At 48.8% G+C, this 303-nt stretch carries 1 rRNA gene; it reads right to left on the bottom strand.

Annotated elements, in window-relative coordinates:
- Positions 1–303 (bottom strand): 23S ribosomal RNA (locus tag H5S39_RS01885); the annotation flags it as partial.

The raw sequence follows: 303 nt of genomic DNA, 5'->3' as shown, positions 1-303 counted from the left end.
CAACTGTTGCGACTACGTCGCACTTTGGTAACTCTATTGTTCAGTCCTACAACCCCAGTAAGCAAGCTTACTGGTTTGGGCTCTTCCCCTTTCGCTCGCCGCTACTCAGGGAATCGATGTTTCTTTCTCTTCCTGCAGCTACTAAGATGTTTCAGTTCACTGCGTCTACCTCTTGCTAGCTATGAATTCACTAGTCAAGTAGTCAGCGATTAAGCTGACTGGGTTTCCCCATTCGGAAATCTCCGGATCAAAGCGTACTTACCGCTCCCCGAAGCATATCGGTGTTAGTCCCGTCCTTCATCG

Source organism: Limosilactobacillus rudii (assembly GCF_014145455.1).
In the GTDB taxonomy this organism is placed as follows: Bacteria; Bacillota; Bacilli; order Lactobacillales; family Lactobacillaceae; genus Limosilactobacillus; species Limosilactobacillus rudii.
The sequence above is the reverse complement of the archived record's forward strand: the minus strand, read 5'-3'. Positions and strand labels throughout refer to the sequence as shown.